This window comes from Methylopila musalis (assembly GCF_042679725.1).
Lineage (GTDB): Bacteria > Pseudomonadota > Alphaproteobacteria > Rhizobiales > Methylopilaceae > Methylopila > Methylopila musalis.
Genome location: NZ_JBHTMX010000252.1, coordinates 1 through 3555, shown reverse-complemented (window position 1 = coordinate 3555; position 3555 = coordinate 1). Strand labels below are relative to the sequence as shown.

Here is a 3555-nt window from a genome sequence, read left to right as displayed (position 1 = left end):
CGGTTTCGGGCCTCGGCCGTGCGAAGCTCCACCGGCGGCGGCGCCTCGGTCGCCTTCGCGACCCTCGACCGCCCCGCCTGCGTCGGCGACAGCGGCGGCCCGATCACGGACGGGTCGGGCGCGGTCTGGGGCCTGATCGCGGCGGTGCTGAAGCCCGTCGGCGGCTGCGGGACGCGGGTGACGGCGACGCCGGTCGATCCCGCCTCGGACGGTTTCCGCCGCATGCGCGCCGCGCTGGACTGACGCCGCCGCGCTGTCGCCCGGGAAGCACAGCGGCGGCGCCGCGTCCGCCCCGGCCCGATCGGTGAACGGACGTTTGACGAAGCCCGTGCCATGGTGCCCGCTTCCCTGGCTTTCGCGACTCGCCTGCGCGGTTCGCCCGCGCCCGCAGGAACCTTGTATGCGTCTTCTCCCTGTCCGCGCTTTCGCCGCCGCCGCCCTCGCCTCCGGTCTCGCGCTGTTCGGCGCCGGCGACGGCCACGCCCTGTCTGGCGGCGCGCCCGCCCGGCCGGGCGACGCGCTGACGCGCGCCACGGTGTTCATCACAAGCCTGACGCCGACCAGCCGCACCCGCGCGCAGGTGGCGAACTGCACCGGCGTGCTGATCGAGCGCAATCTGGTGCTGACCGCCGGCCATTGCCTCGCCGATCTCGGCGGCCCGAGCGTGGTGGTGGCGCAGTTCTTCGACGCTTCCGACCGCATCGCCCACACGGTTCAGGTGACGGCCGGCGCGATGCACCCGGATTTCGGCGGCCGGGGCGACGCGGACAATCCCCGCCCCGAACTGCTGGGCGCCGATCTCGCCATCCTGCGGCTCGCGCGGCCCGCGCCGAAGGACCGGCGGCCGATCCCCATCGCCCGTCAGCCGCTGAAGGCGATCGAGACCCGCTCCGTGCTCGCGGGCGCGGGGCTGCGCACGCCCTCCGACGAATCCTCCAGCGGCCAGCTCCGCCTCGCCGCCGTGAAGGCGGAGGTGGTGACCGACGGCCCGACCGCGGTGGCGTTCGGCACCACCGGCGGCGCCGTGTGCCGGGGCGACAGCGGCGGCCCGGTCATGGGCCAGGGCGGGCTCTGGGGCGTGGTGATCGCGATCGTGCGCAAGCGCAACCTCTGCAACTCCACGATCTTCGTGGCGGTGCTGGATCCGCAGTCCAAGGGCTTCCGCGCCATGCTGCAGAAGGCGCGCAAGGGCCGCTGACGGCCCGCCGCCCTACTCCTTGCGCGCCATCTGTTCGCGCATGGACTGGGGCATGCGCACGGGGCGGCCGTCGCGCACATAGGCGCAGACCGCGCGGCCGGTCACCAGCGTCTCGCCGTCGCGCACCACCGCCTGGTCCAGCGTCAGCGAGGCCTGCTTGACCTCGTGGACCCAGGTGTCCACGGCGATCACGTCGTCCATGCGGGCGGGCTTCAGATAGTCCACCGTCATGCGGCGCACCACGAAGCCCTCCTTGGCGCTGTCCCACAGCGCCCGGTGATCGAAGCCGATGGCGCGCAGGATCTCGGTGCGGCCGCGCTCCATGTAGCGCAGGTAGTTGGCGTGGTAGACCGCGCCGGAGAAATCGGTGTCCTCGTAATAGATGCGCAGCGTCAGCACGTGACGCACGCCTTCGAGGCGCCCCCCGACGCCGTCGCTCAGATTGGCGGTCATGTGTCCTCGTCGAGATCGAACAGCGGCGGCTGCGCCACCGACGACGGCGCCGCGAGCCCGAGATGCCGGTAGGCGTGCGCCGTCAGCATACGCCCGCGCGGCGTCCGCTGGATGAAGCCCTGCTGGATCAGATAGGGCTCGATGATCTCCTCCACCGCATCGCGCGGCTCCGACAGCGCCGCGGCGATGGTCTCCACCCCCACCGGCCCGCCGCCGTAGTTCATGGCGATCATGGAGAGGTAGCGCCGGTCCATGGCGTCGAGGCCGAGATCGTCCACGTCGAGCAGCTTCAGCGCCCGGTCGGCGGAAGCCTTCGAGACCTCCGCCTCGCCCGACACGGAGGCGAAGTCGCGCACACGCCGCAGCAGGCGGCCGGCGATGCGCGGCGTGCCCCGCGCCCGGCGGGCGATCTCCCGCGCGCCCTCGGGGCTCATGCCGAGCCCGAGCACCCGCGCGCCGCGCCGCACGATCAGCTCCAGCTCGTCCACCTCGTAGAAGTTCAGCCGAAGCGGAATGCCGAACCGGTCGCGCAAGGGGGTGGTCAGCAGGCCGGCGCGGGTGGTGGCGCCCACCAGCGTGAACTTCGACAGGTCGATGCGCACCGAGCGCGCCGCCGGCCCCTCGCCGATGATGAGGTCGAGCTGGAAATCCTCCATCGCCGGATAGAGGATCTCCTCCACCGCCGGGTTGAGGCGGTGAATCTCGTCGATGAACAACACGTCGCGCTCGTCGAGATTGGTGAGGAGCGCCGCGAGGTCGCCGGCCTTCGCGATGACGGGGCCGGAGGTGGCGCGGAAGCCGACCCCGAGCTCGCGCGCCACGATCTGGGCGAGCGTGGTCTTGCCGAGGCCGGGCGGGCCTGCGAACAGCACATGGTCCAGCGCCTCGCCCCGGGCGCGGGCCGCCTGGATGAACACCGACAGGTTCTCGCGCGCCTGCCGCTGGCCGGTGAAATCGGCGAGCGTCTGCGGCCGGATCGACGCGTCGAGCGCGTCGTCGTCCTTGGACGCGACGTCGCGGACGGGGCTTGGCGGGGTCATCGCGCGGCGGCTTGGAAGGCGGTCGGACGGGGCACGCGGAACGTCTCGCACGTCCCCGGCGTCCGCGCTATGCTTCGCAGGCATCGGAGAGCCCCATGAGCCGCGCGACCGCCGATTACGACTACATGTCGTTCGACGATTTCGAAGAGTTCCTCGCGGACAAGCCGAAGAACGAGCGTTGGGAGCTGATCGGCGGCCGGGTCGTGCGGATGATGGTCGGCGCGCGATGGGAGCACAACTACATCGTCCAAAACATCGCCTCCGGAATACGTGAGCGCCTGCGTGCGATCGGCTCGCCGTGCCGGACGCTGACCGAAACGTTCTACCTGAAAGAGCGCGAACTCAACGCCACCCTGCTGCCGGACGTGATCGTGCATTGCGCGCCCCTGCCGCCGGGCGCCACCTCGGTCCAGACGCCGTCGGTTCTGGTCGAGGTGATGTCCGACGGCACGGAAGCGCGCGACCGCATGGCCAAATGGCACGTTTACCAGCGCATTCCGACGCTGACGCATTACGTTCTGGTGGTTCAGGATCGCCCCCATGTGGAAACCCTCGATCGCATCGACGGCGTGTGGCGCGGCCTTCAGGTGATCGACGGGCTCGACGCCGACCTGCCGCTTCCGGGCATTGGCGTCGACCTGCCGCTCGCCGACATCTACCGCGACGTCCTCGACCGCGCCTGACGCCTCACTTCGCCAGCTCCTTCAGCCCGGCGCGGATGAGCTGCTCCGTGGTCGCGCCCTCGCCCGCGGCCTTCAGCGCGGCGGCGACGGCGCCGCTCGCCTGCGGCGGAGCGTAGCCCAGATTGACCAGCGCCGAGATGGCGTCGCGCGCCGGCTGCGGGCCCTTCGCCGCCTCCGCGCC

4 protein-coding genes and 2 pseudogenes are annotated in these 3555 nt (G+C 71.8%); 3 read left to right on the top strand and 3 right to left on the bottom strand.

Annotated elements, in window-relative coordinates; genetic code table 11:
- Together ACFQ4O_RS16185 and ACFQ4O_RS16180 are read left to right on the top strand one after the other, a co-directional pair.
- Window positions 1–243: pseudogene (locus ACFQ4O_RS16185) on the top strand (trypsin-like serine protease); the annotation flags it as partial.
- Between the two features lie 157 nt (window positions 244–400).
- Window positions 401–1198: a trypsin-like serine protease gene (locus tag ACFQ4O_RS16180; RefSeq protein ID WP_378777180.1), complete on the top strand. Its 798-nt coding sequence runs from the start codon at window positions 401–403 to the stop codon at window positions 1196–1198.
- Window positions 1199–1210: 12 nt separating this feature from the next.
- On the opposite strand, the gene ybgC is transcribed toward ACFQ4O_RS16180, so the two are convergent.
- Window positions 1211–1651, bottom strand: coding sequence for a tol-pal system-associated acyl-CoA thioesterase (ybgC, locus tag ACFQ4O_RS16175; protein ID WP_378777179.1), 441 nt, complete (start codon window positions 1649–1651; stop codon window positions 1211–1213).
- The gene (gene ruvB / locus ACFQ4O_RS16170; protein ID WP_378777177.1) at window positions 1648–2691 is read right to left on the bottom strand and encodes a Holliday junction branch migration DNA helicase RuvB; all 1044 of its coding nucleotides are present in this window, start codon (window positions 2689–2691) and stop codon (window positions 1648–1650) included. The genes ybgC and ruvB overlap by 4 nt, the downstream gene beginning before the upstream one ends.
- Window positions 2692–2786: 95 nt before the next feature.
- Between ruvB and ACFQ4O_RS16165 the strand changes: the two genes are divergently transcribed.
- Window positions 2787–3374 (top strand): Uma2 family endonuclease, encoded by a 588-nt coding sequence (locus ACFQ4O_RS16165; protein ID WP_378777175.1) that lies wholly within the window; start codon window positions 2787–2789, stop codon window positions 3372–3374.
- A gap of 4 nt (window positions 3375–3378) precedes the next feature.
- On the opposite strand, the pseudogene ACFQ4O_RS16160 reads toward ACFQ4O_RS16165, so the two are convergent.
- A pseudogene (locus ACFQ4O_RS16160) lies at window positions 3379–3555 on the bottom strand (Holliday junction branch migration protein RuvA); the annotation flags it as partial.

Bases quoted from the DNA above. Each gene is read 5' to 3' on its own strand.
- ACFQ4O_RS16180 (WP_378777180.1), top strand. From the start codon at position 401: ATGCGTCTTCTCCCTGTCCGCGCTTTCGCCGCCGCCGCCCTCGCCTCC.
- ybgC (WP_378777179.1), bottom strand. From the start codon at position 1,651: ATGACCGCCAATCTGAGCGACGGCGTCGGGGGGCGCCTCGAAGGCGTG.
- ruvB (WP_378777177.1), bottom strand. From the start codon at position 2,691: ATGACCCCGCCAAGCCCCGTCCGCGACGTCGCGTCCAAGGACGACGAC.
- ACFQ4O_RS16165 (WP_378777175.1), top strand. From the start codon at position 2,787: ATGAGCCGCGCGACCGCCGATTACGACTACATGTCGTTCGACGATTTC.